At 56.2% G+C, this 4,051-nt stretch carries 4 protein-coding genes; all 4 read right to left on the bottom strand.

What is annotated here, in order from left to right:
- Positions 1–361 precede the first annotated feature (361 nt).
- The 4 genes from IPM06_20470 to IPM06_20455 all read right to left on the bottom strand — a co-directional run bounded on the left by IPM06_20470 (position 362) and on the right by IPM06_20455 (position 3,788).
- Positions 362–865, bottom strand: a complete 504-nt coding sequence (locus IPM06_20470) for a hypothetical protein (GenBank protein MBK8772784.1) — start codon at positions 863–865, stop codon at positions 362–364.
- Entirely contained in the window at positions 862–1,974 is a 1,113-nt protein-coding gene (locus IPM06_20465) for a hypothetical protein (protein MBK8772783.1), read from the bottom strand. Before IPM06_20465 ends, IPM06_20470 begins: the two co-directional genes overlap by 4 nt.
- A 262-nt stretch (positions 1,975–2,236) precedes the next feature.
- Positions 2,237–3,388 (bottom strand): AAA family ATPase, encoded by a 1,152-nt coding sequence (locus tag IPM06_20460; GenBank protein MBK8772782.1) that lies wholly within the window; start codon positions 3,386–3,388, stop codon positions 2,237–2,239.
- Positions 3,389–3,557: 169 nt separating this feature from the next.
- Positions 3,558–3,788: a helix-turn-helix transcriptional regulator gene (locus tag IPM06_20455; GenBank protein MBK8772781.1), complete on the bottom strand. Its 231-nt coding sequence runs from the start codon at positions 3,786–3,788 to the stop codon at positions 3,558–3,560.
- Positions 3,789–4,051 lie beyond the last annotated feature (263 nt).

The raw sequence follows: 4,051 nt of genomic DNA, 5'->3' as shown, positions 1-4,051 counted from the left end.
ATGGCGGCGAGCGCCTGCGCTGCTGATTGTTCTTTCACGGTTGCACCTTCTTTCCTTCCGCCGTCAATTTCCACCACATACCACGAGTCGGACCCATTGAGCGTGTGTTGCCGACTACGCCAGAGACTAGGCCCTTATTGCTCAGTGATAGCATCGTGGACATGGCCGCTTGCAGTCTGTCCGCCGTGTGTATCGCATCTGGGTCGCGTTGCATCCTGCCCAGTATGTCCCTTTGCGCTTCTGACAATTTCACGGTTGCACCTTCCCTTTCCAGATCCACAAAACGAGTATCGTCACCGGTAGCGCCAGGAGAGCGGCGCCGCAGATTAGGCCCGCTGCCATGCCGCCCTCCTTCGCTCAATCATGTCTGTTTGCGTTGCGCCGCCGCTATCCATGCCGGCTCGAACTGCGCAGCCGTCCGGTCAAAGTCGGTTAGGCGCTCATCGTCAAGCGTAACCGTTGGTACATGGACCGGGACCGATGTTGGCGAAACTGACTTCGTGAACATAATCGCCCGCAGCGCATCGGCGCGCGCGTCAATCAGTTGTTGCCACGGCGACTCGCAATATGCGCCGCCATGACCGATGAGCCGCCCGTCAACGTCGCTCAATTCGATTCCCGCCTGATGCAGCAGGTCCGCAAAGTGCATCGCCGGCGTCGATTCGGGCGCCACCATGAACACGTCCGGATGTATGGCCAGGTCGACATCGAATTCACGAATGAGCGCATCCAGTTTCACGACCGGTAGAATCCATGTCCGTGACACCCATGCGCCGCCGATGAACTTCAATCGCTCGTTTACGGTTGCGTCATAGTCGAATGACAGGCGCAATGTGGATGGGGTGGAGAGGGTGACGGTGATCATCTTGCACCCCCATCAACCAAATCCCACTTCAACGCTTCCCGCTCCGCATCGTTCTTACATGCCCGCTCTCGCACGGCTGACAGGTATGCGCTCAACTTGCCGATGCGCAGCATATCGTTGGCGTCCATGCCCTTCGGCGCATTCGGTAGCACTGGCGAACTTACCGCTGTCGCACCTGGCAGTTGCTCCGCCAGTTTGCGGGCGATGTCTGGCTTATCCATCCACACGATCACGGTGCGGAACTTCGCAGCGAAGGCGGGGATGGATGTCGGCAACGTTGCCGATTCGCTTCCCAGTGACAGCACGTCAAGCGCCGCCAGGTGATGGGCTTGCCAGATTGACGCGGCGTTAATCTCTCCCTCGCAGATGACCAGTGTGCGCAAATCCTCTGCGCAGCCTAGCAGCGCCTGCCCGCCGTACATTGCGCCGGCGAACTTCGAACCGGGTTCGCTGATAATCTTCGGTCCATCGGTCGGGGCAATGAATCGGTAGCGGATGGCTTGCAACTTTCCCGCCCGGTACCACGGGATCACAATCGCCGGCTGCTCTCGGTGCGAGCCGAACCCGAAACCGAACGCTTGCCAAGTCGGTGTCATCAGTCCCCGCTCCGCCAGATAGCGTGACCCAGGGTTGTCATCTGCCAGCAGCGTTACCTGCGCAGCATCCACAATCGGGGTGCATCGCTCTCGCCATTCGTCAGTCTGGGGTGATGGGGCCGGCGGCGCTGGCGGCGGGACTGGCTTGGAGTCTCGCTTCATTTCGTCAGAGTATCGAGCGCCGCCCGTGAGATAAACGACAGCATCGGAAAAGTCCATGCCGGTTGTGAACGTCACGAACTCTATCGCATCGTGCCAACCATGCCCGCCGGCGTCGATAGGGTGACAGTTGCGGCAGAACCATCCATCTTTCTTGACGTGCAACCGGTCTGTCCCGCCGCACTTTGGGCATGGCCCTTGCATCTCGCTACCAGAGGCGCGGCGCAACTCGACATATCGGGCCGCCAGGTCAATGACGTTGGCGTTTTTTGCGCCCTCCACACGCTGAGGGGACGCAACGATCATTTTCCTTTTTGGTTGTCTGGCAATTCCACCAATCATTCCTAATGTCATTCGACCCCTCTCTTTCTGTTAACTTATAGCCTCTTCCCTTTCTTATCTCACGCCCCTCTCTAATAGAGGGGCGTGAGTTATAAGAAAGAAGGGTTTTTTCTCACGCAAGCCCCGTAAGATAGCGTGAGAAAGAACAATTTGCATCTCCATTCTTTCTCACGGGCATCGCGTGAGATAGCGTGAGATAAGGCAATTTCTTTCTCACGGGCACCTCTGTTTTTTTTACATGCCCCGTGAGTAAGAATTCTTACACAAAATGCCATCATATCGCCTTGTATAGCCGCTCTTTGCGGCTGCCAGATTCCAACATTTCACCGTCATCTACCATCGTTTTTATCAGCCCGCGGGCCTTGTTGAGACCAGGCGCTCTGCCCCCAGGTAGAGCCGCCATATAGTCACGAACCCAGTCGACAAGCTCCTTGCCGGAGCATGGGCCGAGTTCTTTGGATGCTGCTTTCAAATTCGCCTTGATTGCGGCATTGATACTTTCTTCTGATGATTCGCTTACTTTGGAATAAAATCGGGCGGAGTGTAGCTCTTTGGTATCTGGCTTGTGTTCGTAGGTGAACACGGCGCCGATGGAATCGTACTGGCGATATCCCCTGACCTTAGTTGGGATAATGGTGATATCATCGGCGCCCTCTTTGCGGTCAACCAGGAGCGCCAGATCTAGAGCGGCATTGATAGATGAATGGCCGCGCAGGGTTTCGCCCTTCGATATTCCGGCATCAGATGAACCATTCGACTTGCGCTGATGGTGAATCACGATCACGGCGGCGCGGGCGGTCTCTGCGAGCCATCGAAGCGACCCCATGACCTTCGCCATATCGCCGCCATTCTCCTCAGTGTCACCGCTGACAAGCCCCAGGTTGTCAATGATGACAAGCCCATACTTGGCGTGCTGTACGTAGAGTGACAGTGACGCCACGAGCGACCGATCGCTTGCGTCAAGCCATGGATCTGGCATCGATACGTAATGAATCGGCGCATCCGGTGGCATACTGTGTCCCCGCCCCAGCGCTTCGAAACGCTCATCTGACGACAGCGGTCCATTATCGAAGTCGATCCATAGCACGTTCGCTTGTTTTGTCCTGAGGGTTACACCGGGGCGCTCATTGCCATCTGGCATTACATCCAACCAAGCATGGCCGGCGGCAATACACATAGCCATGTCGCACAGAACCATAGACTTGAGACTACCTGGGCCACCGAACAGGATGGACAGCGATGGAAGAGGTAACAGTCCGTCAACCAAAAATTCACGCGGCGGGCGCGGAGCATACGCATCGGCAAGGGTGCGGGGTATCCATTTCCCCTGCAATTCGCCCGCCTGCTCTTCTTCCCGCATATCGTCCGGAGTGACGACGCTTGATTCAAGCATGGCCTTAATGTCGGCATCAGTTAAATCGCTCATGCTGGCACCCGCTTCTCAAGCCGTCGTAACCGGGCGTACAGCACACTGAGCGCCGCCCGCTTGGTGTCACTCGGCGCCCATGCCTTCGCCGTGTCGATGGCCTTGTGAATGGCGTCGATACGCAAACTCAAACTACGGTCAAAAGACCGTTTCTTTGCGGGCATAAGGATCACTCCCTGCTTAGAGAGACTTCCACTTCGCTCGTGCTGATGAGGGCGGATGGGGTGACGTTCAGAGCGGTTGCGATCTGGCCCAGCGTGTCACTCGTGAAACCCTTACCGGCCATGATGTTGTACACCGTCGCCTCGCCCAGCCCGGTCTCCCGCGCCAGGTCTCTAGAGGTCATCCCTCTGGCGGCTAACAGTGTTTGTACGAACGTGCGGTTGATCTTGACGGTCATAGCGATTCTCCTTTTCGGTTGATATGCTACGATTCTAGCACAACTGCTATAGCGTGTCAATTGTGAATATTTGATTCGTCTATAATTGATTATTGACACCGTGAAAAATAGGTGCTAGAATGGTATCTATCAAACAGTGATTGACCGATTCCCAAAAGGACCGAACCATGACAGCAACAGCAGTTTACACCCATCACAGGAACTTCGTAGCGCCGATGTCGGAATTCGACTCGGGGCGCAAGATGTTTCGACAGGGCAAGCGC

Source organism: Hyphomicrobiales bacterium (genome assembly GCA_016710435.1).
In the GTDB taxonomy this organism is placed as follows: domain Bacteria; phylum Pseudomonadota; class Alphaproteobacteria; order Rhizobiales; family Aestuariivirgaceae; genus Aestuariivirga.
This window is presented reverse-complemented; position numbering and strand designations above follow the sequence as displayed.